We start from the raw sequence: 25,128 nt of genomic DNA on the forward strand, positions 1-25,128 counted from the left end.
GCAACAGTAATTTATAAAGTAGCGGTTTTTCCTTTTAATGAAACCACTCATTTATAGCGCTATAATTACCACGATATCAAAAAGAAATGTATTTTTACCAGTCATTATACTAAATTCTATATTTAATAGTTAATTGATAAAAACGTTTTCCATTGAAAATCAATATATTTAAATCTTCATTTTTCTTACTGTTATTTGCTTTTTTAGTAGCCTGTTCTACTAAAAAAGACACTTTTATGTCTAGAAATTCGCACGCACTCAGCACTAAATATAACATTTTGTATAATGGAGGTGTTGGTTATGATAAAGGAGTAAAGACAATAAAGTCTAATAATGAAGATGATTTTTGGCAGTTGCTTCCGATTGAAAAAATGCTTATCAAAGACGAAATCAACACCAGCAAAAAGTCAAGCAATCCCGATTTTGAATTGGCCGAAAACAAAGCGACAAAAGCCATTCAGAAACATTCAATGAATATTGAAGGAAGAGAGAAAAACACCCAAATTGATGAAGCTTATTTGATGCTCGGAAAAGCGAGGTATTACGATCAACGTTTTATTCCTGCGCTTGATGCTTTTAATTACATATTGTATAAATATCCCAATAGCAGCAATATTTACGAAGCAAAAATATGGCGCGAAAAAACTAATATGCGTTTAGGAAACGATGCTTTAGTAATAAAAAATATTAGCAAGTTAATCGAGGATTACAAAATGAGTCATCAGGTTTTTGCTGATGCAAATGCACTATTAACAGCTTCATTTTTAAATTTAGAAGAAAAGGATAGCGCTATTGCAAAAATAAAATTAGCTATCGATTTCACCAAAATTAGTCAAGAGAAAGCGCGTTATCGTTTTATTTTGGGACAATTATACCAACAGTTGGGATATAAAGATAGTGCGGTTGCTATGTATCAGTCTGTCATAAAAATGAATAGGAAGGCAGATCGGAAATTTGTGATCCATGCACAGGCAAAAAAAGCATACCTATTTGATTACAATAATGGAGATTTTGTTGCGTTTCAAAAAACATTTGATAAACTTATAAAAGACAGAGAAAACCGTCCTTACAAAGACCTTATTTATTACCATTATGGACTTTTCTTTGATAAACAAAATAAGCAGAAAGAAGCCTTACATTTATATAATGCCTCTTTACGGTCAAACTCTAAAGACACTTACTTAGTAGCTTCAAATTACAGAAATATAGGTAATATGTATTTTAGAGAGGCACTATATACTCAAGCTGCAAAGTACTACGATAGTACCTTAGTAAAACTGGATACAAAGTCAAGAGAGTTTTTAAAAATTAAAAAAATTAGAGGAGATCTTAATGACGTAATTTTATACGAAGCGATAGCTCAAAGAAACGATAGTATATTAAATGTAGTTGCTTTAAATCCCGCTGATAAAATAGCTTATTATGAAAATTATATTACGCAACTAAAACAAAAAGACAATCAAAAACGCCTTTTAGAAGAGAAAAATCAAACGATTCAAGATAATATTAAACGAAATAATACAACTGGCGCTAATGATATTGTTTCACAACAAAATCCTTCAATAGGCAAGACAAAATCTATAATGATGCCGCCATCAATGCCAGGAAATCCTAACGCTACGGTAACAAGTGCTTTTTATTTTTATAATCCAACTACGGTTGCTTTTGGTAAATTAGAATTTAAAAAAATATGGGGTGATCGAGCTGCAGAGGGAAATTGGAGAATTTCATCTGTTAGTACTACCAATATAAATGCTGATTCCTCAGAAGATGGGAATAAAAATCTTGCAGAAAAGCCATCTGAAGTTGCTAAAATAGTGCCTGAATATACGGCAGAGTTTTATTTGAAAAAACTGCCACAAAAAGATTCAGCAATTGATAGTATTCAAAAAGAACGTAATTTTGCTAATTACCAACTCGGAATTATATATAAAGAAAAATTCAAAGAAAATCAGTTGGCTATTGCAAAATTAGAGCATTTATTAAACAATAATCCAGAACCCAAATTAGTACTTCCTGCCTTGTATAATTTATATAAATTATATGAAATTACAGATAGTAGTAAAGCAGTTGCTTTAAAACAAAAAATAACGGCCGAATATCCTGAATCGCGTTATACTCAAATTTTGAATAATAATGATTTAAATGTTTCTCACGAAAATTTATCTCCAGAAGGCATTTATACTAAATGGTACAAGCTTTATGAGCAACAGCAATATGTATTAGTTTTAGAAAACATAGATCAATTGATTACCCAATTTTCTGGAGAAACGATTGTTTCTAAATTTGAATTGCTCAAAGCCAATACGATTGCCAAACTGCGAGGAGTAACTGCCTACAAAGAAGCATTGCAATTTATAGCGGACAATTATCCAAATACAGAAGAAGGTAAAAATGCACAAGTTATAATTACGGAGCAGATTCCGCTTATTGACAAAATGGAATTGGTTGAACAAAACTCTAAAAGTTGGAAGATTTTGTTTAAAGTAGGTTCACGTGACGATGCAAACACAAAAGAAATTGAAGATAAAATTAAAATTTTTAACACAGAAGAAAACTACCAACAATTGCGTTATTCTTATGATGTTTATACAGAAAAAGAAAATTTTATTACCATTCATGGTATCACATCAAAAACTTATGCAGAAGATATTTTATATGTTTTGCGTGAAAAACCTAAGTTTAAAATTGCAAACCCAGCAATCATAATTTCTGGAGAAAATTACAAAGTAATTCAAATCAAGAAAAATCTAGAAACCTATTTAGCACTCGAAAAGAAATAATTATGTTTGATAAAAAAAAGAAGCCCTACACTGATTTACTTGGTAAAACCAACAGAATTGTTGGTGGTACAACAATAAAAGGCGATATTATTTCAGAAGCCGATTTTAGATTAGATGGAAATTTAATTGGGAATTTTCAATCTACAGCTAAACTAGTTATTGGCGCTTCAGGAAGTGTATCGGGTGATATCATTTGCAATAATGCGGATATTGAAGGTAAGTTTAATGGAAGTATCAAAGTAGCTGAGGTTTTAAATGTAAAAGCTACAGCAAGTATTCAGGGAGAAGTTAGCGTGGGTAAGTTATCTGTAGAACCAGGTGCTGATTTTAGCGCTTCTTGTGTTATGAACACAACTGTTGTAAAAAATCAAATCGCTACCAATGAGCAAAAATAACAATCTTAAACAAACCAATAAATGGTTGGTGATGATGAACATCCCTTTTCAGATGGGTGTAATTATTTTTTGTTTTACCTATCTAGGAATGTGGCTGGATGAAAAATATACTAATTCCTCCGTTTTTACAATTATACTATCACTTTTAGCTGTTTTCATTGCATTGTATAATGTAATTAGGCAAGTTAAAAATTTAAACAAAGAAGAATAATGCAGCAATTTTATAAATTTTTAAAGATAATAATTCCTTTTTCAATCGTATTATTTATCTTACAATACTATCTAATAGAGACTTTTTTTAAAAATATTTCTTTTTATTATTCAACTTGGAGTATTTATGTTTTTCATCTTGTAGTTACGCTATTAAGCTATAGTTTCTTACTCTTTGTTAATAAAACATTTGCTGATAAAACGGGATTTGCCTTTATGGGATTTAGCTTAATTAAAATGATGGCTTCTATCGTTTTTCTAATTCCTTTGCTTCAATCAGACCTTAAGAGCCAAATTCCTGATGTTAGTGCATTTTTTATTCCCTATTTTCTGTTCTTATTCTTCGAAACTTTTTTTGCTGTTCGTTTAATAAGTAAACAATAAATGTTTTTTTTATGAAAATCATAATTAATTACAATATGACTGCTAAAAACAAAATGATATATTTTCAGTTGTAAATAAATTATGTACCTTTGCAAAAAATTTTGAAACGTAAAATTAGACACACAATTTAATAATGGTATTTTCAAATAAACCTGTTCAGTTCTTATTAGTTGCCTTAGTAGCCAGTATTCCTTATTTCGGATTTGCAAATCCTGCGGTTGATAGTCTTTCTATTGCTAATGTAGCAGTAACAGAGCATCATGCAGAAGCGACTCCTGAAAAGAAGCCATTCGACGCTACAGAATTAATTAATACACACATTGGGGATTCTCATGAATTTCATATTGCAGACTGGGGCGGACATCCCATTTCTTTTTATTTGCCTGTAATTTTATGGACCAACACTGGTTTAGAAATTTTCTCTTCTGAGAGATTTCATCATGACAATGAAGCGAAACATATTATTGATGTAAATGGTCAAAAATTAGTTCGTTCCAATGAAGTGATTTATTACGCTGATAAATTTGAAAAACTAACTGTAGAGGAAAGAAAAAATGGTGCATTTGAATTTGATGCAAGACCATTAAACTTTTCGATTACTAAGAATGTTTTTTCAATGTTCATCTCTGCTATAATAATGTTTTTATTATTTTTAGCGGTAGCGAGATCATACAAGAAAAATCAATTAGCACCAAAAGGGATCGCTGGTTTTCTAGAACCATTAGTAACATTTGTTAGAGATGATATTGCTAGACCAAATATTGGAGAGAAAAAATATGAAAAATACATGCCGTATTTATTAACTATCTTTTTCTTTATTTGGATTAACAACCTTATTGGTTTGATTCCGTTTTTCCCATTTAGCTCGAACTTAACTGGAAATATATATTTTACTTTTGTAATGGCGTTGATTACATTCATCATTACAACATTAAGTGGAAATAAAGATTATTGGGGACATATTTTTAATACACCTGGAGTTCCGTTTTGGTTAGCGCCAATTATGATTCCTGTTGAATTAATAGGAATGTTGACTAAACCTTTTGCCTTGATGATTCGTTTATTTGCTAACATTACAGCAGGACACATCATTATTTTAAGTTTAGTTTCGTTAATATTTATATTTGAAACGGTAGCGGTTTCTCCTATTTCTGGAGCGTTTGTTTTATTTATGAGTGTATTAGAAATGTTAGTAGCTGCCTTACAAGCGTATGTGTTTACGTTGTTATCAGCATTATTTATTGGTCAGGCCGTTGCAGAGCACGATCATCATTAATTAGAGTTTTAATAATTATTAACTATATAAATTTATCATTATGGTATTAGCTGGAATCGGAGCTGGATTAGCAGTAATTGGAGCAGGTCTTGGAATTGGAAAAATTGGTGGATCTGCTATGGATGCAATTGCTCGTCAGCCAGAAGCTGCTGGAAAAATCCAGACTGCTATGATTATCGCTGCTGCACTTATTGAAGGTGTTGCACTTTTCGCAGTAGTTGTTGCTTTAATCGCAAAAGCATAATTAAAAATTAAAATTTCCTGTAGCGGTTGGCTGCAGGAAGTTTTTCTTTCTAAAACAAAAAAACTATTTTAAATATATACCTATGAATTTAACAGCACCGGAGAGTTTAATTTTTTGGACAACGATAATTTTCTTTGTTTTCTTTCTACTTTTGAGAAAATTTGCTTGGAAACCAATTTTGGGAGCCGTAAAAGGTCGTGAGGAATCTATAAACAATGCTTTGGCTTCAGCCGAATCAGCGCGTAGAGAAATGCAGAATTTAACTGCAGACAATGAACGCATTTTACAAGAAGCTAGAATGGAGCGTGACAACATGCTTAAAGAAGCGCGTGAAATGAAAGAGAAGATGGTTGCTGATTCTAAAAAAGAAGCACAAATTCAAGGAGAAAGAATGATTTCTCAAGCAAAAATTGCTATTGAAGCAGAGAAAAATGCAGCTATGGCTGAATTGAAAACGCAAGTTTCTACTTTGTCATTGAGTATCGCAGAAAAATTATTGAAAGACGAATTATCTAATAAAGAAGCTCAAGCTAAATTGATTGAGAATATGTTAGGTGACGTAAAATTAAACTAAAATTATGTCAGGAACTAGAGCAGCAATTCGTTATGCAAAAGCATTCTTAGATTTAGCTATTTCTGCAGGAAATGAGCAAGAAGTCTATAAAGACATGGCTTTGATTTCTTCAACAATAAATGGAAATGAGGAACTGAATAGTTTTATTCAAAACCCTACTATTGCTGTTGGTGTTAAAGAAAGTGCTTTAACTGAAGTTTTCGCAAGTACAACTAAATTGACTAAAAGTCTTTTCCATTTGTTATTCGAAAACAAAAGATTTGAAATTTTAGAAGATATTGTTTCGCAATACGTTCTTTTATCAGATGAAATGAATGGCTTTGAAGTAGTAAAAGTAACTACTGCAATTGCAATGGATTCTGCATTAGAAGCGAAAGTTTCTGAAAAAATAAAAGAATTTTCAAATAAGAAAATTACAATAGTAAATACGATAGATCCTGCTATTATTGGAGGATTTATTTTAAGAATTGGTGACAAGGAGTATAATGCTTCTATTGCTAATAGATTACAAGTATTAAAAAGAGAGTTAAGTAACTAGTTTTATTGCACTTTAAAGTGTCTAAATTATAAATTAAGATGGCGGAAATTAAACCTGCTGAAATATCAGCAATATTAAGAAAGCAAGTAGAAGGTTTTGAATCTGGCGCTACGCTAGAGGAAGTAGGAACAGTACTTCAAGTTGGAGATGGTATTGCTCGTATTTACGGGCTTTCAAATGTTCAATACGGTGAGTTAGTAGAATTCGAAAATGGTCTTGAGGCTATTGTTTTGAATCTTGAAGAAGACAATGTTGGTGTGGTACTTTTAGGACCATCTACAGGAATCAAAGAAGGATCGACTGCAAAAAGAACACAACGTATTGCTTCTCTTAAAGTAGGAGAACAAATGGTAGGACGTGTAGTAAACACACTTGGTTTTCCTATTGATGGAAAAGGACCAATTGGTGGAGACTTATACGAAATGCCATTAGAAAGAAAAGCTCCTGGAGTTATCTTCCGTCAACCAGTTACTGAGCCATTACAAACAGGTATCAAAGCAGTAGATGCTATGATCCCAGTAGGTAGAGGTCAACGTGAGCTAGTTATTGGTGACCGTCAAACAGGTAAATCAACTGTTTGTATCGATACCATCTTAAATCAAAAAGAATTTTACGATGCTGGTAAACCAGTATTTTGTATATATGTTGCAATTGGGCAAAAAGCGTCAACTGTAGCAGGAATTGCAAAAATGTTAGAAGAAAAAGGAGCAATGGCGTATACCATTATTGTTGCTGCTAATGCTTCTGATCCAGCTCCAATGCAAGTTTATGCTCCTATGGCAGGTGCTGCAATTGGTGAGTATTTTAGAGATTCAGGTCGTCCAGCTTTAATTGTTTATGATGATTTATCTAAGCAAGCTGTTGCTTACCGTGAGGTTTCTCTTTTGTTAAGAAGACCACCGGGACGTGAGGCATATCCTGGAGACGTTTTTTACTTACACAGTCGTTTATTAGAGCGTGCTTGTAAAGTAATTGCTGATGACGGAATTGCTAAAAATATGAATGACTTACCAGATTCATTGAAATCAATTGTAAAAGGTGGTGGTTCATTGACTGCATTACCAATTATTGAAACTCAAGCTGGTGACGTATCTGCATATATTCCAACAAACGTAATTTCGATTACGGATGGTCAAATTTTCTTGGATGGAGATTTGTTTAATTCAGGAGTTCGTCCAGCAATTAACGTAGGTATTTCTGTATCTCGTGTTGGAGGAAATGCTCAAATTAAATCAATGAAAAAAGTAGCAGGTACATTAAAACTAGATCAAGCACAATTCCGTGAATTGGAAGCGTTTGCTAAGTTTGGTTCTGATCTTGATGCGGTTACATTGAACGTAATTGAAAAAGGAAAAAGAAACGTTGAAATCTTAAAACAAGGCTTAAACGATCCTTATACTGTTGAAGATCAAGTTGCAATTATCTATGCTGGTTCAAAAAACTTGTTGAAAAATGTTCCTGTGAATAAAGTAAGAGAATTTGAGAAAGATTTCTTAGAATTCTTAAACAACAAACACAGAGCAACTCTTGACGCTTTGAAAGCAGGAAAATTGACAGACGAAATTACAGATGTAATCGAATCTGTTGCAAAAGAATTATCAGCAAAATATAACTAAAAATAGTCCAAAGTTATAAAGTCCAAAGTCTTAAAGTCAGTAATTCGGCTTTTCAAGGACTTTAGACTTTATCACTTTAAGGCATTAGACTAAAATAAAATGGCAAATTTAAAGGAAATCCGTAATAGAATTACTTCCGTTTCATCTACGATGCAAATTACATCTGCGATGAAAATGGTTTCTGCAGCAAAGCTAAAGAAAGCACAAGATGCAATCACAGCGATGCGCCCTTATGCCGAAAAATTAACGGAGTTGTTGCAAAATCTTTCTGCTACTCTTGAAGGTGATGCTGGTGAAGAATATACAACACAGCGTGAAATCAAGAAAGTATTACTAGTTGTTGTTACTTCTAATAGAGGTTTAGCAGGAGCTTTTAATACCAATGCAATTAAGGAAGCTAAAAGTCGTGCATTATATTATGCAGGAAAACAAGTGGATATCTTTGCTATAGGAAAAAAAGGAAATGATGTTTTAGGTAAAACGCTTAATGTTGTTGCGAATGAAAGTCCAGTTTTTGATGCATTAACTTTTGATAATGTCGCTAAAATTGCTGATACTTTAACAGAGAAATTCGTTTCTGGTGAGTATGATAAAATTGAATTGATTTACAATCAATTTAAAAATGCAGCTACACAAATCGTTCAAACAGAACAATTTTTACCTTTAGCACCAATTAAATCTGATTTAAACGTTACTCCTGGTGATTATATCTTTGAACCTTCAAAAGAAGAAATTGTTTTGACATTGATTCCAAAATCATTGAAAACACAATTATATAAAGGAATACGCGATTCATTTGCTTCAGAACATGGTGCTCGTATGACCGCAATGCACAAAGCAACTGATAATGCAACCGAGTTAAGAGATCAATTAAAATTAACTTATAACAAAGCACGTCAAGCAGCAATTACGAACGAGATTTTAGAAATCGTTGGTGGTGCAGAAGCGTTGAAAGGATAAGGAATTTTATATTATAAAAAAAGGCGATTGAATTTAGTTTCAATCGCCTTTTTTAGTTTTCTTCAACTTTTTTTTTTGGACATTATAATAACGCTTTTATGTGCAATTGAATAACTAATATTGAATACATATTTCTTTAAAACTAATTCTTATTAGATAATTTTTTTCTATAATTTACTTCAGTTTAGCTTTTCTAGCTATCAGCTTTCTAATCAGAATTTGGATTCCAATTGTTATTAAAAGAGTGATTAAGAATGTAATTCCCAAAATAATAATTGCTACTTGAGGCATTCCACATTTTACATTTTGATTTTCTATTGCAATCCTATTTACAGTTAGAAATATCAAACCAATTTGACTAAACATAGTGATGATGCAAATTAAATCAAAGTTCCATTTAATGACTTTTATTATAGCCATGGTGCCTACTATAATTTGTAATAATAGGGGAATAATTAAGATTAAAAAAGCAATAAAATACATATTCATCTATCTATTATTTTGAGTGATTGAGTATTTTCTATTGATAACAATGTAATTATAGGATTTAAAAAGAAGTAAAAGCGAGCTAAGTATTTTCGATCTGCTGATGATTAATAATAAATCTGTATTTATTCCTCAGTATAAAACTTTTTTTAATTATTTAAAAGCAACTCTATTTTCCTATTTCAATTAATTTAAATATTTTTTATTGTTCAAAAGCATATTCGTTTAACATAGCAGCTACTAACTATTGGTCTTGTAAAAAGTTCTTTTTAAGATTTAAAAAAAGTATAAAAAACAAAAAAGAGCCTATTGGCTCTTTTTTTTGCTTTGTTTAAGGAACAAGTAGCTTTATAGTCCTGTAGCTCTGTGTTGTAAGGCATTCTTAGCTTTTACCTGTGGCTTTGTTTGTTAGGGTCAAATAGCTTTATACTCCCGATGCTCTGTTTTTAATGGGTTATACTTAGCTTTACCCGTGCTTTGTTTTTAAGGGACAATTAGCTTTATTTACCCATGCTCCTTTTTTGTAGGTGAAAATAGCTTTACCCTGCTTTGTTTTTTTGAGGGTCAATTAGCTTTATTTGCCCGATGCTCTTTTTTTATGGGTGAAAATAGCTTTACCCTGCTTGTTTCTTTTAAGGGTCAATTAGCTTTATTACCCGATGCTCCTTTTTTGTGGGTGAAATTTAGCTTTACCCTGCTTTGTTTTTTTTACGAGGTTCAATAGCTTTATACACCTCTTTTTTTTGATTTTCTCTTCGACAAATTTCAATTAATTAAAACATATCTGCAATACCCACTTTTAGTGATATTTCATTTTTTTTTCACTTTTAATGATAAAAAATGCTTTATCTACTTTTTTTAAAGTCATAAAGGCTTTAAGCTAGTTATACTGCATTAATTTGACCATTTAAAAAGAATGCTAATAATACATTTTATACATCATAACTCTCGATCGGCTAAAAATATTAGATAAATGAAACAATATCACTTCTTACCATTTGAATCTTAATAAATAGGATACTTGAACTTTTTCTTTCTAATTTTTAAAAGTGATTTTATTCTCTAGCAGCTATTTCGCGTTTAAAATCTGAGGGTCTGTAATTGGTCATTTGATAAAACGTATTGCTAAAAGAAGATAAACTATCATATCCTACCGCATATCCAATTTCACTAATTGATATATCACTTTGCAACATCAGTTCTATCGACCTTACCATTCGTAATAATTTTAAATATTGTAGGAAGGAGGTTTTTAAAGTAATTTGAAATAATCTAGACAAGGATCGTTCACCTATTCCAAAATGAGTACTCAAACTGGCCAAGGTATGATTAGCCGTTATGTTATTTGCAATAAATTCTAAAATGGGTTGCATGCGTTCGTGGTCAGTAAAAGGTAAACTTATAGGTAGTTTCTTGTTGCTGATTTCGGGGAGGATATTTTTGATTACCGATAAGAATTGATACCTGCTATCATCGGATTTTATTGGACCATCCCAAAGCTCCGTGTATTTGATCATTTGTAGCAAAAGAGCATTGATTGGATATATTCCTACTTCAGAAAAAAATAAATTTTTATTATCATCATAGGTATAAAAAAAAATGGAACGCAAAATAGTACCTGAATGTCCAATTTTTAAAATATGTTCTAATCCAGATGGAACCCAAAAATAATGTCGAGCTGGAATAACATAATTTTTATCGTTTAATTGTAAATAGGCTAATCCTCCTTCAACATAGGAAAGTTGCCCTTTTGCATGACTGTGATAAGGTATAAATTTTTCAGAGCGTTCGTGCATTACAAAGACAGAATCAGCTATTTTATCAATGTTTGGTAGAGAGGCTATCAGACTCATGAAATAAAGGTTTTAGAAACTAACTAATCCTAAACAATAGTATGGAGTTAGGGTTCGCTATTTTATTTTTCAAAGTTACCGATTTCCTGTTTTAAAATGTCTGGTTTCATCAAATTTTAGACTATTTTTTACAAATCGATCCTAGCATCTCGACTTTATATTTGTATCCACAAATTATAAAAAAATGATCCGCTTTACTTTTCGAAATCTGTTAAAAATTTTACTCATTACCTTCTCTAGTTTTATTTACTCACAAAACAATACAAACTCAAAAATCCCTTTAAACCTTAATGAGACTTGGTCTAAAGCGATTGAAAACAGCAAAAAAATTCAACTTAGTACATTAGAATATCGCATCAATAAGGAAGAAGTTATTGAAAGTAAATTGGAGCGACTTCCGGAGGTAGAGATTAAAGGAAATTATGAATATGCTACAAATATTCCCGTTTATGAAGACGGTTTGTTTCATAAACCTACACAACACGAAGTCATTCATCTTTTGTACAAAGTGAGCACTGGTTATTATCTGAATGTTTATGATGGTAATAAGCTGAATTTAAAAATTGACAAAAAAGAAATACTAGCTTCGATTGCTTTAGAACAGCAAAAAATGACTACTTCTGAGATTAAGTTAGAAGCGGCTATTTATTATCTCAATTTACAAAGAAGTACTGTTTTTAGAGATTTAATGATCACAGATATAGCAAATCAAGAAAAGCAACTTGCAGAAATTAAATCTTTATTTAAAAATGGGGTCATTTTAAGAAGTGATGTTTTACGAGTTGAACTGAAATTATCTAATCAGAAAATGATGCTTGTAAAAATTGAAAATGATATTGCAATTGCGAACCAGAGATTAAATATTTTAATAGGCCTTCCGGATGAAGAACTCATAAATCCTCATGAAATTTTAGAACCTGAAAGTTTTATTTTAGAACCCTACAATCAATATTTAGAAATAGCCAAACACAATTCTTACGAGTATAATATTTCTGAAAGTAAAACGGAACTCTCTAAAATAGAATTAAACAACAGCAAAGCCAATGTTCGTCCTAAAATTGGTTTGTATGGCGAATTTTATCTCGCTAATCCTCAAATATTTTTATATCCGTATTCACCAAGCAATTATACTTTAGGAATTTTTGGAGTAAAAGCTTCTTTTCCTTTATCAGAATTGTACCTGAATAAGCCAAAAGTGAGAGCTGCAAAATTAAGTCTTGAAAAAGAAGAATTAGAACATCACGATACAGATGATAAAATAAGACAACAAGTCTATGAATCGTATTTGCGTTTTAAAGAAGGCCTTGTTAGAATTGATGTAGCCAAAACAGATGTAGATCAGTCTAAAGAAAATGCGCGAATTGTAAATGAAAACTATTTTAATCAGGCCTCGTTAATCACAGATCTTCTGGATGCTAACGTACAATTGTTACAAAGCCAATTTGATTACGCCTCCTCTAAAATAAATGCTCAAATAAATTATTATCAACTTCAAAATATCTTAGGAACCCTTTAAAATGAGACACAAAAATAATTATACAGTAACAGATAAACTCATCACAAAAATAACAGCCTGGATTGCTGGAAGCATTGCAATCGTTTTATCAATATGGGGCGTGATTACGATGGTTGACATTTACTTTAATCAAAACACTAATGACGCTCAAGTACAAGAATATATAAATCCCGTAATATCTAGAGCAGGAGGTTTTATTGTAGCCATTAAATTTGAAGAAAATGAAGCAGTCAAAAAAGGGGATACCTTATTAGTAATTGATAATCAGGAATACGTAATTCAGGAAGAACAAACAGAAGCGGCTTTGTCTAATGCTAGAGCATTACTGGAAGTGTGGAAAAGTAAAGTGGCCACATTAAGTAAAACTGCACAAGTAAATCAGTCTAAAATTTTGGTTACCAAAGCGGCATTGTGGAAAGAAAACCTCGAATATTCGCGATATAAAAAATTAGTCGCTTCAGAGTCTGCTACCAACCAACAATTTGAATCTAAAGAAGCTTCGTATAAAATAGCCGAAGCAGAACAACGATCTGCAAATGATAAATACAGTGCTTCGCTTTCAGAAATTAATGATGCAAAAGCGCAAGAAGAAGTTGTAAAAGCCGAGATAAAGCGATTGAGCGCCTTATTAGATCGTCATAAGCTTGATGTTTCTTATACTATTATTAGAGCTGCTTATGATGGCGTTATGGGGCGAAGAACCGTTGAAAAAGGACAAATGATCAATGCTGGAGAAGTGCTGGCTTATATTGTTAATTCGGAAACAGACAAATGGGTTGTCGCCAATTACAAAGAAACTCAAATAGAAACCATGAAAATTGGTGATACGGCACGCTTTACAGCCGATGCGTATTCTAAAAAGGAATTCAAAGGTGTTGTTATTTCACTTTCACCTGCTACTGGATCTAGTTTTTCTTTATTACCACCAGACAACTCTACTGGAAACTATGTAAAAATTGTTCAGCGAATTCCAGTAAGAATTAGAGTAACAGGATCTAAAAAGGATATTGAATTACTAAAAGCAGGAATGAACGTAAATGTTTCGATTGCTAAAAATCAGAATTGATGCTTCCTAAAATTTTCTTATTTAAAGATTGGGTGCCCAACTGGCTCATAAAAATAGTACTCTTTATAGTACTCTTGCCTAGTCTTGTGCTTTTCTTTCTTCCGATGACAAATGTAGCTGCCGCAGCAGGAAATACTGGAATTGAGACGTATGATGTTATTTATTCGGTTGCCTTGTTTTATGCAGGCTATGTGAGTTTCTTTTCTTTAGAAAGGCGTTTTTTTAGATTTTTAGCTGCAAAAGAATACTTTATCATCATTACAATAATCCAAATTGTGACTTCCTATATCTGTTACAGCACACAGCAAGTTGCTATCCTTTTTGTTTTTAGATTCATACAAGGAATGGCTTTTACAATGACTGTAAATCTTTCTTTATCCTTAATCTATTCGCAGCTTCGAACTGAAAGGGCTAGAATTATAGGATATTCTATTTTTTTTGGAATGCTAGTTTGTATGATTCCACTCAATAATTTCCTAACCGCCAATATTGTAGATTCATTCAACTTCAACTTTTTATACAAATGCGCTATATTTTCGTATTTCCCAAGTTTAGTATTTATCTATTTATTTATGAACAATGTTCACTTAGACGTAAAATTTCCTTTATATCAATTGGATTGGGCAAGTTTTATTCTCTATGCATGTTTTGTTTGCTTAATAGGTTACATTATGGTTTACGGACAAGAATATTATTGGCTAGAAGATCCTAGAATTTTCTGGAGTATTGTATCAATATTCGTTTTATTGGTTTTATTCTTGCTCAGACAATCCAGCCTCAAACGTCCTTATTTCGATCTTGCCGTTTTTAAATATAGAAACTTTTATATTGGAGGTGCGGTCATTCTTATTTTTTATATCTGCAGGTTTGCTTTAGGTGTTACAACCACTTATTTTCAAACGGTTTTAAAACTAGACCCGCTGCATATCGGCGATATTACATTACTGAATATTCTAGGAATTGTAGTTGGTGTAATCAGTGCTGGGGTTTATATTCTGCAACATCGTCCCATTAGGCTATTATGGCTTTATGGATTCTCACTATTGTTAATTTACCATGCAGGGATGATTTTTCTATTTACAACACAGGCTAACGAAGGTTATTTTTATTTGCCTTTATTCCTTCAAGGACTTGGTGTAGGAACTTTAATGACTCCGTCTATCATTTTTATGGTTTCGTCAGTTCCAGAGCGCTTTGGTGTTACTTCAGCAGGAATTTGTTTACTGATGCGTTGCTTGGGTTTTTATTTGAGCGCAGGCCTGATGAATTATTATGAACTGTTTTCAAAAAGCAAACATTTTAATACATTTCAGAATCAAATTAGTGTTTTGAATCCTATAGCAAAACAACAATTAGTAAAGTATAGCAATTCCTTAATAGTACATGGTTCTGCATTAGGAAAATCTACTAAACTCTCTAACAAAATAGTTGTAAACGCAGTAAATGTGCAAAACCACATCCGATTTGGGATAGATTATTATGAAATGATTTGTACGTTACTTGTAGTGACTCTATTACTAGTTGCTTTATTTCCCTACATCAATCGAACTATTGTGACTATTTCTAAGAACCAACCCTCTCCTTTTTAATACACTGAAGGATTGGTAGGCTATTTTATTTTTAAATTAAGCATTATGTGGATATTTTATTTGGCCGGAACAGTCATTATTTTTGGACTATTATTTTACAATTTCCTACAGAGTAAAAAGAAAAATATTAAATACATCTATTCAGAATTAATAGCATTATGCCAACATATTGATAAGAATATTCGACTTGAGCATGAAAGTGCAGATTCATTAACCTTTGAAATTTTAAATCATAGAGGTTCATTACTACTGGTTTTAACCCAATTTGATGGAATTTTATGCGTTGAAATCGAACGAATCAATTCTGAAAATATTATTGATAATCAAGAATGGTATTTTTTAGAAAATGAAAATCAAAAAAAAATGTTTCATCAAATGGTATCCGATATTATTGCTACAAAATCAGGTGTATTAAAAGAGATAACACTCTTAAAACTAGAAGGAATTTCTAGTGATTTTGTAAACGATTCAAAAAATCATTTAGGAGTTAAAAATAAAAGGGCACAAATTTTATTTTGTAAAGCCTATGATGGTGTCAAGAAATTTCCGAGGTATAAATATGCAAATAGTGAAGGAAGATTTGAAATGCTTTTGTTTAATTGTGTGTTACTAATCAGTAAAACACCTGTTGGTTATAAACAACAAGAGCAAACTACTGAAATTATTTCGCTGTTATTATTTTATTTAGAAAAACATCAAATAATAAATCATATCAAAGATATCGATCTTTTTTTTGAATCTCGATTTACTGCTTACCTGCAACAATTTTTAGAAAATAGAGATAGAACAGATCAGGAATGGCGTCAGTTATTTTATTTGTTTTTTATCAAACCTTTAAACTGTAAGGAAAAGGTCAAGTACAAAGAAATTGAAGATGTTCATTTTAAAAATGCAGTTACCACAATGATTAAAAATCTAGAGAGCGATTATAATCTTATTTTATAAATAAATTAAAACATTACGATATGTTTAGTCTAAAAAACAATACTTTGAGTGAATTAGTAACAGAGGATTACCGATTGGCTCCAGTTTTTAAAAAGTACGGAATTGATTATTATTGCCGAGGAGAAAGAACCCTTCAAGAAGTGTGTGAAAGTAAGAACATCTCAAGTAAAATACTGGTTCAAGATCTGCAAAATGCGATAGCTGTAACTGATACAAAACAATTGGATTTTCATAGTTGGTCGATAAGTGAGTTGGCTTGCTACATAGAGGAAAAACACCATTCTTATATCAAAAACAGGGCGCCAAAGATTATTGAAAACTTGTTTGTTCTTTGCAAGGAATACGGAGATTTAAGACCAGAACTTACTTGTATTATGGAACTCTTTACTAAGGTTTTTAAGAAAATTGAAAACCACAATAACAAAGAGCGTTTTGTCTTATTTCCTTACGTAAGAAAAATGGGAAACTTGATCGAAAACAAAGAAACTATTGATTGTAAATACCTAGGAATCATTAAAATTCATAGCCAGAATATTATTCAAGAGAATAATTTTGAGGGCCAACATTTTCTAGAAATTAGAGAATTATGTAATAATTATGCAGTGCAAAACAAAGAATGTAATGCTTACAAGGTTGTAATGGAATTGCTTAATGATTTTGAAACTAAGTTAGAATTACAACTTCATTTAGAAAACAACTTATTGTATCCAAAAGCACTTGAAGTTGAAGCTCTTTTATTAAAAAATCGCTGTTTTTGATATAATTGAATTTAAAAAAATAACACATAAGTATTGAATCAAAATTCAAATTCGAGCTAATTGGTACTTTTCTGTTATAAGATAATGTTAAAGTAAAATTCTGCACTAAATTATAACGTAAATTTGATAGGCTAAATTGTTAATTAATATACTCATCTTTAATGGATTATCGCTTTATTTTTTCGCCTCAATTTTTACAGTACTCTCAGTATTAGGACAACACTAATTTAGTCTTTTTTATAATGTAAAAGAGTAGAATTAATCACATTAGCAACGCATCAGGATTGGTCAATTTATCTATAAGCTATATTGGATACTATTTTAATAATTGCGCTACTTTATAATTTTTTAAACCAATTTTAATTATAGAAAGCTTTTTTAAAAATACAGTTTAGTAGAATTTTTCAATTGTCATTTCATTATTTCTAATACAAATGATTTATAAATTAAACTCACTTTTACCAATCGATTTGCAATAATACATAACCAATTTTTACAGCCCTAAAATCAATTTTAATAAAGAATTACAAACCATTTAAATTTAAAAAATCATGAAAAAAGTAATTTTATTAGTTGGCGCTGTTATGTTAACGTTTGCAGTATCTCAAGCGCAAACAGTTCAGGAACAAAAATTGAAAAGCGAAATAAAATCGTTAGACAAAAAAGACAAGAACGAAAAACAAGAGAAAAAGGTTCTTAGAAAAGAACTTCATAAACTAAAATCGCAAGAGGTTAGCGAGCAATCAAAAAGTCAGTTTATCAAAGATTTTAAAGGTATAACTAATGCAAAATGGAAAAAATCTGATAGTTTTGACCAAGCAAGTTTTATGAAAAAAGGATATGCAATGGCTGCTTTTTATGACCAAGATTCAAAATTAATAGGAACCACCACAATTAAAAAATACAGTGATTTACCTGTAAATGCTCAAAATAAAATTAATGAAAAGTATAAAGAATACAGTAAAGGAAGTGTAATTTATTATGATGATAATGAAGAGAATGTAACAAATATGCTTTTTTACGGAAAACCTTTTGATAAAGATAATTATTTCCTCGAAATTTTGAAAAACGGAAAAAAAAGTGTGTTACAAATAACAACCGAAGGAGAGGTGATTTATTTTGAATCCATGAAGTAATAGTTTAATAATTTATGTAGAAAAGGATCGGTACTGCCGATCCTTTTTAGTAATTCTAAGTATTGTATTTCAACGAACTAGATTTAATTTTGATATCATTAAATAAATTTAAGGAGAACTATAATTTATACCATTTTCTAACAAGCTAATTCTATAAATAGCTTTATTCCTTGAGTACTTTTTTATCGTACCGATTTTTTGGTTAATTTTATCTTTTTTAAATTACACATGAAAATAGAACTTAAAGAACTTACCACAAAGCAAGAAATGCTGGCTCAATTTGAAGTCATGCAACATTTATATTCTAAATTTACGATAGAAAAATACGATTCGTATCTTACAGAAATGATCCCGCACAATTACAGGCAAGTAGCTGTTTTTGAAGGTAGTGTTTGCGTAGGAATTTCAGGATTATGGTCTGGAACAAAACTTTGGTCGGGTAAATATTTAGAAATAGATAATTTTATTGTACATCCTGATCATAGATCCAAAGGCATCGGAAAAATGATGACAGATTATATTGATGCTAAAGCAAAAGAGACGGGTTGCACCATGATTGTTCTCGATGCTTTTACCGGAAATTATACCGCACATCGGTTTTATTACAATCAAGGATATGTGCCAAAGGGATTTCATTTTCTTAAAATCTTAAACGAAGAAGGACTAAGTTAACGTTTATGCTAATGAAAAAAATCTTTACCATAATTTCCTTTTTTATTCTTTGTTTTGTTCTAACATTTTGTGGTATTAAACAAGAACTTCAAATGGAATTTCCTCAAGAAATACAATCTGTTTCCTATCAAAAAAATATAGAGAAAAGTACAATTCAATTTTGCATAGAGTTCCAAATACCGCTAGCCAAAACGATCCACTTAAAAAAAGTTTATTTTCACAATCAGCAGGCTGTTATTGAGGCCATAAATACTAATAAATTTGTAGCTCATTTTACTGCGAACTCTAAAAAAGTAGATTTAATTTTAGATTCACATAGTACCAAGGAATATGCAAACAAACCTCCGGTTATAGCAAAATCAAAATTTGAATTAAAATCTAATGAAGCGGTGCTAGAATATCAAATTAACAACAAAACAAACTATTTCAAAATTACAAATGTAATTGAAAGAGTAGTCCGATAGTTTTATGTTATTAGTTCGACTAGAGCTCTTCTAAAACAATTAGACACAACGGAGGATTAAATCAAAGAAATAGTTATTTTTGTTCCTTTAATTTAATTTACACACCATTTTGGGATTATATAAAAATCTTTTTAAACAAACTGCTATTTACGGCTTGGCAACGGTAATTCCGCGAATGTTTAGTTTCCTATTAGTTCCTTTATACACCGATTTACTGCCAAAAGAGGAATACGGAAAAATCTCCATCATTTTTGCTGGTATGATTTTCTTCAATGTAATTCTCGCATACGGAATGGAAACTGCCTTTTTTAGATTTTACAATAAAGAAAAAAATAAAAATGCTGTAGTAGAGACGTCCTCGGTTTCTATATTCTGGACCTCTTTTATATTTTTAGTTTTGTCCTTATTAACCCAAAATACTATTGCAAGATGGTCAGGAATAGATGTGCAATTTATTACTTACACCATCTGGATTCTCGTGCTCGATGCTTTGGTAATTGTTCCTTTCTCTAAGTTAAGGGTCAATCAACAACCGATACGTTATGCCATAATAAAAATAGGAAATGTAGCAGTCAATCTATTTCTAAACATTTTCTTTTTGATTAGCTTACCCGCGATTGCAAAATCAAATCCAGACCATTTCCTAAGTACTTTTTATATCGAGAATTTCCAGATTGGCTATATTTTCGTATCTAATATTGTTGCTAGTTTATTGACATTTCTAGTGCTTTCACCCAATTATTTCAAACTAAAATGGCAGTTTGATTATAATTTGTGGAAGCAAATGATGAAGTACGGAATGCCTATCATGATTGCTGGAATTGCATTTGCCATCAATGAACAGTTTGACAAAATTTTATTGGGCTATTTGTTACCACAAAACATTGCAGCCTCAGAGGTCGGAGTATATTCGGCTTGTTACAAACTAGGTTTATTTATGGTTTTGTATCGCACTGCTTATACCTTAGGAATAGAACCCTTCTTTTTTAGCCATGCATCCAATGAAAATGCGCCACAAACTTACGCGACCATTACCAAATATTTTGTCATTTTTGGCTCTTTTATCTTACTCTCGGTCATCGTTTTTGCAGATATTCTAAAAATAATAATGATTCAAAACTCTTCTTATTGGGAAGCCATGAAAGTGGTGCCGCTTATCATTTTGGCAAATTTCTTTCTCGGAATTTACACCAATCTTTCGGTTTGGTACAAACTCATCGACAAGACACATTATGGCGCTTATATTTCAATTGTGGGAGCTATCATAACATTAGCGCTCAACTATTTATTAATTCCAACGATGAGTTATTACGGATCCGCAATTGCCACTATTGCAGCGTACGGCAGTATGATGGGAATCTCCTATTATTTTGGAAATAAGTATTATCCAATCCCTTACGACATCAATAAAATAGCGATATATCTATTGGTTTCCATCGGTTTTTCTGCGATATCATTTTACGGATTTAGAGAGAATTATTTCGTCGGAATCCCGTTATTACTCTTATTCATGTATTTTATATACCACAACGAAAAAGAATTATTAACTAAAATTTTAAAACGAAAACCAAATAAAATTTAAATTTCTGGGAGCTAATCGCGCTGTACGTTTCAAGCTTTTTCCTAAAATTATTTTTTTCTAGGCACCAAAAAGGAGCTTCTTCCAGTCGCTCTTTTTGTACCAAAAAAAATATAATTTTATAAAAAAAGGCTTTCCACTTCCATCACGGCTAGGACTTAGAATACAGTAGAAATATTCTTTTAAAAACACATTTCAATTTCAAAAAAATAATAGAATGACAATAAATATCATTAACAAATCAGGACATGCCTTACCAAACTATGAAACCATAGCTTCAGCAGGAATGGACTTAAGAGCTACTATAACCGAACCGATAACATTAAAACCTTTAGAAAGAGCCATCATAAAAACGGGTCTTTTTATTGCTCTGCCAATTGGTTACGAAGCGCAAGTGCGTCCCAGAAGCGGTCTCGCTGCCAAAAACGGAATTACTGTTCTCAATTCGCCTGGAACGATTGATGCGGATTATCGTGGAGAAATTGGAGTGATTTTAGTAAATTTATCCAATCAAGATTTCGTAATTCAAAATGGAGAGCGCATCGCGCAAATGATTATTGCTAAACACGAACGCGCAGAATGGATTGAAGTACAAGAACTAACAGAGACTTCTCGCGGAGAAGGTGGTTTTGGTAGTACTGGAGTAAAGTAGTTTTCAGCTTTCAGTAAACAGTTGTCACATCGAGCGCAGTCGAGATGTTATATAAATTATTAATTAGAGGTTGAGATTACTTTGCTTCGTGCCTTGCAATAACATAAAACTCCTCGGAAATCAGTTTAATCTGAGGCTAAAAATAATAATTAAAACCTTCGTAAACTTTGCGAAAAACCTTCGTGAACTTTGCGGTTAAAAAAATAATATGAAAATAATCGTTCCTATGGCAGGTCGTGGATCACGCCTTCGCCCACATACATTAACTATTCCTAAACCATTAATTCCTATTGCCGGAAAACCAATTGTACATCGTTTAGTCGAAGATATTGCAGGTGTTTTACAACAAGATATAGAGGAAGTTGCCTTTATTATTCACGAAAGTTTTGGCAAAAAAGTTGAAGAAGAATTAATAGCAATTGCTACTAAATTAGGCGCTAAAGGAACTATTTATTACCAAAACGAAGCCTTAGGAACCGGTCACGCAATTATGTGTGCTAAAGATTCTTTGAGCGGACCAGCAGTTATAGCTTACGCCGATACACTAATTCGAGCTGATTTTGATTTAGACCAAGAGGCTGATAGTGTAATTTGGGTAAAACAAGTTGATCAACCAGAAGCATTTGGTGTAGTAAAACTAAATGCCGCTAATGAAATAGTAGAGTTGGTCGAAAAACCAGCCGAATTTGTATCCGATCTGGCTGTAATTGGAATTTATTATTTCAAAGATATTGCCGTATTAAAAAACGAATTACAACTAGTATTAGACAACAACATTATTCATGGTGGTGAATACCAGATCAATGATGGTATCAAGCAAATGATGGCCAAAGGGATGAAGTTTGTTCCGGGAAAAGTAGCGGAATGGATGGACTGTGGAAACAAAAATGTAACTGTAGAAACCAATTCTAGAATGTTAGGATTCTTGCACAATGATGGAGAACATTTAGTTGACTATGATGTAAAACAGGAAAATTCAACTATTGTTGCACCTTGCTATATTGGTAAAAATGTAGTTTTAATTAATGCAACGGTAGGTCCTAATGTTTCTTTAGGAGACGGTTGCCATGTGCAAAATAGCACAATAAAAAATTCTTTGATTCAAACACATTCCCATGTAAAAAATGCCAATTTAGACAATGCAATGATTGGAAATCACGCCAGTTTTGATGGTAACTTTACAAACATTAGCATAGGAGATTATTCTGTTTTAGAATAATCGATACACTGTCTCATTAAAGGGTAGGATAAAAAAGAAATTATGAAAAAACCGTTTTACATAATTTTATTATTCGTTTTGCAATGCAATTCAGCTTTGCTGTGGGCACAAACGGAACCCGAGGAAATCAAGTCAAATGCAGATCAATTTCAAGATTATTTTTACGAATCCTTGCTTCAAAAAGGAATTGAAAATTATGATAAAGCAATAGTCGTTTTAGACAAAGCCAATAAAATTAAACCCAATGAAGCATCAATTTATTTTGAATTAGGGAAAAATTATTTAGCCTTAAAGGACTATAAAAATGCCTATAATTATTTTGAAAGTGCTGCTAAAATTGATCCAAAAAATAAATGGTTTTGGGTAGGAATGTATGATGTTTGTTACGAAACTAAAAATTTTAATCAAGGAATTATTGTCATCCAAAAACTAATTGAATTTGATCCGAAGTACAAGGAAGATTTAACGTCTTTGTATATGGCAACCAATCAATTTGAAAAAGCATTAGTTTTAATTCAGGAGTTGGAGGAAAATATCGGCAAAACGGAGCGAAGAGAATTATACAAAAGTCAGATTCTTTCTCAAGGAAAGTTTCAAAACATAGAGATTACCAATTTAATTGCTCAAATTGAAAAGTATCCAAAAGAAGAATCGAATTATTTGAGTTTGATTTTTTTGTATTCTAAAAACAAAGAGGAAACTAAAGCTTTTGAAATTGTAAAAAAGCTTGAAAAAGCAATTCCGAATTCAGAGTGGGCGCAAGTCACTTTATTCAAAGATTATTTAGAAGCAAATGATGCTCCAAAAGCAATTAATGCGATGAATGTTGTTTTGGCTAGTTCTAAAATTGACTCTAAAATTAAACATAGAATACTCAATGAGTTTTTGATTTTTAGCTTCAAAAATCCACAATATGCTACTGATTTAGAGAAAGCGGTAAATTATTTTGACAAGGATAAATCTGTTGATGTTGCAAAAGAGATCGGGAGATTTTTTCATGCAAAAAAAGAATGGGCTACCGCTATAAAATATTATGAGAAATCGGCAGTTAGTCGGCCAGAGGAAGCTTTAGAGACTAATTTACTTTTGTTGCAAGCCTTTACCGAAATGAAACAATTTGATGTTGTTGCCAAAAAATCAACAGAAATGATCGAGAGTTTTCCCACACAGCCGGAGTTTTATTATTACGCAGGTTTGGCTAAAAATCAGTTGCAAGACTATAAAAAAGCAAAGGACTTACTAGAAATGGGCATGGATTATGTAGTGGAGAATAAGGAATTAGAAATAAATTTCAACATTCAATTGGGAGAATCCTATAATGGTTTAGGAGATTTTAAGAAAAAAGAATTGTATTTTTCTAAAGCCAATCAATTATTAAAAGAAAAAAAATAATGAAAAATACAACAGTAACAAGAATGCGATCGGCAATACTAATTTGCTTAGTAAGTTCATTGGCATTAGTTTCTTGTAAATCAAAAGCGATTGCAGTTGCGGCAAGTAATGAACCCGTAAAAGAAGCAAATTATATGACGGCCAAAAAAATAATTGAAAATTATTACAACAATAAAATTCAATTTTCTACATTATATATTAAGTCTAATGTGCGTTATGCGGATGACAAGCAAACCCAAAATGTAACAGCCGAAATCAGAATAAAAAAAGACGAACAGATTTTAGTAAGCATTCGATTTTTGGGAATAACAATGGCTAAAGCTTTGATTACTCCTACGTCTGTTAATTATTATGAAAAGATAAATAGCAAGTATTTTGAAGGAGATTTTAGTAGTTTAAGCGAATGGTTGGGTACGGATTTGGACTATAGTAAAATTCAAAATATGTTGTTAGGACAAGCTATTGATGATTTAACAAAAGGTAAATATTTAGAATCACTATTGGAGCAGACTTACCGATTAGAGGATGCATCCAATAAAAATACAAAAAAATCATTCTTTTTGGATGCTACAAAATTCTTGATTGAGAAACAAGAAATCACACAAACGGCAGAAGAGCGTACTATAAAAGTAGCTTATGCAGACAATAAAGTCTATAACGAGGGAACATTGCCTACAGCTGTACAGATTAATACATTTCAGAAGAAAGGAAATATCGAAATTAATCTAGATTACAACTCGATTACTTTTAATGAAGAACTTTCTTTTCCTTATAGTGTTCCAAAAGGCTACAAAAGAATTATAATTAAGTAAATTTGCAAA

Annotated in this window: 25 protein-coding genes; 23 read left to right on the forward strand and 2 right to left on the reverse strand. The window is 31.5% G+C overall.

Annotation, left to right across the window (positions count from 1 at the left end):
* Positions 1–152: 152 nt before the first annotated feature.
* The 10 genes from porW (at position 153) to atpG (ending at position 8,980) form a co-directional block, all read left to right on the forward strand.
* Complete coding sequence (porW, locus tag MW871_RS01325) at positions 153–2,783, forward strand: type IX secretion system periplasmic lipoprotein PorW/SprE (protein WP_345799442.1); 2,631 nt, start codon at positions 153–155, stop codon at positions 2,781–2,783.
* 2 nt (positions 2,784–2,785) lie between these two features.
* Positions 2,786–3,178 (forward strand): bactofilin family protein, encoded by a 393-nt coding sequence (locus MW871_RS01330; RefSeq protein ID WP_188049308.1) that lies wholly within the window; start codon positions 2,786–2,788, stop codon positions 3,176–3,178.
* Positions 3,165–3,389: an AtpZ/AtpI family protein gene (locus MW871_RS01335; RefSeq protein WP_188049309.1), complete on the forward strand. Its 225-nt coding sequence runs from the start codon at positions 3,165–3,167 to the stop codon at positions 3,387–3,389. Before MW871_RS01330 ends, MW871_RS01335 begins: the two co-directional genes overlap by 14 nt.
* Positions 3,389–3,772 carry a hypothetical protein gene (locus MW871_RS01340; RefSeq protein ID WP_210645242.1) on the forward strand — a complete coding sequence of 128 codons (384 nt, stop codon included), beginning with the start codon at positions 3,389–3,391 and terminating at the stop codon, positions 3,770–3,772. Before MW871_RS01335 ends, MW871_RS01340 begins: the two co-directional genes overlap by 1 nt.
* Before the next feature lie 133 nt (positions 3,773–3,905).
* Positions 3,906–5,048, forward strand: a complete 1,143-nt coding sequence (gene atpB / locus MW871_RS01345) for a F0F1 ATP synthase subunit A (protein ID WP_248427299.1) — start codon at positions 3,906–3,908, stop codon at positions 5,046–5,048.
* A 40-nt stretch (positions 5,049–5,088) separates the two neighbouring features.
* Positions 5,089–5,292, forward strand: coding sequence for an ATP synthase F0 subunit C (atpE, locus tag MW871_RS01350; protein ID WP_086453039.1), 204 nt, complete (start codon positions 5,089–5,091; stop codon positions 5,290–5,292).
* A gap of 82 nt (positions 5,293–5,374) precedes the next feature.
* Complete coding sequence (locus MW871_RS01355; RefSeq protein ID WP_188049312.1) at positions 5,375–5,866, forward strand: F0F1 ATP synthase subunit B; 492 nt, start codon at positions 5,375–5,377, stop codon at positions 5,864–5,866.
* A gap of 4 nt (positions 5,867–5,870) precedes the next feature.
* Positions 5,871–6,404, forward strand: a complete 534-nt coding sequence (gene atpH, locus MW871_RS01360; protein WP_210645248.1) for an ATP synthase F1 subunit delta — start codon at positions 5,871–5,873, stop codon at positions 6,402–6,404.
* Positions 6,405–6,442: 38 nt separating this feature from the next.
* Positions 6,443–8,020, forward strand: coding sequence for a F0F1 ATP synthase subunit alpha (gene atpA, locus MW871_RS01365; protein ID WP_188049314.1), 1,578 nt, complete (start codon positions 6,443–6,445; stop codon positions 8,018–8,020).
* A 99-nt stretch (positions 8,021–8,119) separates the two neighbouring features.
* Positions 8,120–8,980, forward strand: coding sequence for an ATP synthase F1 subunit gamma (atpG, locus tag MW871_RS01370; protein ID WP_188049315.1), 861 nt, complete (start codon positions 8,120–8,122; stop codon positions 8,978–8,980).
* Positions 8,981–9,154: 174 nt separating this feature from the next.
* On the opposite strand, the gene MW871_RS01375 is transcribed toward atpG, so the two are convergent.
* The gene (locus MW871_RS01375) at positions 9,155–9,469 is read right to left on the reverse strand and encodes a hypothetical protein (protein WP_248427300.1); all 315 of its coding nucleotides are present in this window, start codon (positions 9,467–9,469) and stop codon (positions 9,155–9,157) included.
* Positions 9,470–10,521: 1,052 nt separating this feature from the next.
* Positions 10,522–11,319, reverse strand: coding sequence for an AraC family transcriptional regulator (locus MW871_RS01380; RefSeq protein WP_188049317.1), 798 nt, complete (start codon positions 11,317–11,319; stop codon positions 10,522–10,524).
* 184 nt (positions 11,320–11,503) lie between these two features.
* Here MW871_RS01380 and MW871_RS01385 point away from each other — a divergent pair, with 184 nt between their 5' ends.
* From MW871_RS01385 to lolB1, 13 genes are all read left to right on the forward strand, one after another.
* The gene (locus MW871_RS01385) at positions 11,504–12,835 is read left to right on the forward strand and encodes a TolC family protein (RefSeq protein WP_248427301.1); all 1,332 of its coding nucleotides are present in this window, start codon (positions 11,504–11,506) and stop codon (positions 12,833–12,835) included.
* Position 12,836: 1 nt separating this feature from the next.
* Positions 12,837–13,901 carry an HlyD family secretion protein gene (locus MW871_RS01390; protein ID WP_248427302.1) on the forward strand — a complete coding sequence of 355 codons (1,065 nt, stop codon included), beginning with the start codon at positions 12,837–12,839 and terminating at the stop codon, positions 13,899–13,901.
* Positions 13,901–15,490 carry an MFS transporter gene (locus MW871_RS01395; protein WP_248427303.1) on the forward strand — a complete coding sequence of 530 codons (1,590 nt, stop codon included), beginning with the start codon at positions 13,901–13,903 and terminating at the stop codon, positions 15,488–15,490. The genes MW871_RS01390 and MW871_RS01395 overlap by 1 nt, the downstream gene beginning before the upstream one ends.
* Before the next feature lie 45 nt (positions 15,491–15,535).
* The gene (locus tag MW871_RS01400; RefSeq protein ID WP_248427304.1) at positions 15,536–16,435 is read left to right on the forward strand and encodes a hypothetical protein; all 900 of its coding nucleotides are present in this window, start codon (positions 15,536–15,538) and stop codon (positions 16,433–16,435) included.
* 20 nt (positions 16,436–16,455) lie between these two features.
* On the forward strand, positions 16,456–17,193 hold the full coding sequence (locus tag MW871_RS01405; protein WP_248427305.1) for a DUF542 domain-containing protein: 738 nt from the start codon (positions 16,456–16,458) through the stop codon (positions 17,191–17,193).
* 551 nt (positions 17,194–17,744) lie between these two features.
* The gene (locus MW871_RS01410; RefSeq protein WP_248427306.1) at positions 17,745–18,329 is read left to right on the forward strand and encodes a hypothetical protein; all 585 of its coding nucleotides are present in this window, start codon (positions 17,745–17,747) and stop codon (positions 18,327–18,329) included.
* 228 nt (positions 18,330–18,557) lie between these two features.
* Positions 18,558–19,001 (forward strand): GNAT family N-acetyltransferase, encoded by a 444-nt coding sequence (locus MW871_RS01415; protein WP_248427307.1) that lies wholly within the window; start codon positions 18,558–18,560, stop codon positions 18,999–19,001.
* Between the two features lie 92 nt (positions 19,002–19,093).
* Positions 19,094–19,465 (forward strand): hypothetical protein, encoded by a 372-nt coding sequence (locus tag MW871_RS01420; RefSeq protein ID WP_248427308.1) that lies wholly within the window; start codon positions 19,094–19,096, stop codon positions 19,463–19,465.
* 109 nt (positions 19,466–19,574) lie between these two features.
* A complete protein-coding gene (locus tag MW871_RS01425) occupies positions 19,575–21,047 on the forward strand; it encodes a lipopolysaccharide biosynthesis protein (RefSeq protein WP_248427309.1) in 1,473 nt (490 codons plus the stop codon).
* A 214-nt stretch (positions 21,048–21,261) separates the two neighbouring features.
* Positions 21,262–21,696, forward strand: a complete 435-nt coding sequence (dut, locus tag MW871_RS01430; RefSeq protein ID WP_248427310.1) for a dUTP diphosphatase — start codon at positions 21,262–21,264, stop codon at positions 21,694–21,696.
* Between the two features lie 208 nt (positions 21,697–21,904).
* On the forward strand, positions 21,905–22,915 hold the full coding sequence (locus MW871_RS01435; RefSeq protein ID WP_248427311.1) for a sugar phosphate nucleotidyltransferase: 1,011 nt from the start codon (positions 21,905–21,907) through the stop codon (positions 22,913–22,915).
* 42 nt (positions 22,916–22,957) lie between these two features.
* Positions 22,958–24,307, forward strand: coding sequence for a tetratricopeptide repeat protein (locus MW871_RS01440; RefSeq protein WP_248427312.1), 1,350 nt, complete (start codon positions 22,958–22,960; stop codon positions 24,305–24,307).
* Positions 24,308–24,330: 23 nt separating this feature from the next.
* Positions 24,331–25,119: a lipoprotein insertase outer membrane protein LolB1 gene (gene lolB1, locus MW871_RS01445; protein ID WP_210645518.1), complete on the forward strand. Its 789-nt coding sequence runs from the start codon at positions 24,331–24,333 to the stop codon at positions 25,117–25,119.
* The last annotated feature ends 9 nt before the right edge of the window (positions 25,120–25,128 follow it).

The sequence above is a fragment of the Flavobacterium pygoscelis genome (assembly GCF_023162025.1).
Classification (GTDB): Bacteria; Bacteroidota; Bacteroidia; order Flavobacteriales; family Flavobacteriaceae; genus Flavobacterium; species Flavobacterium pygoscelis.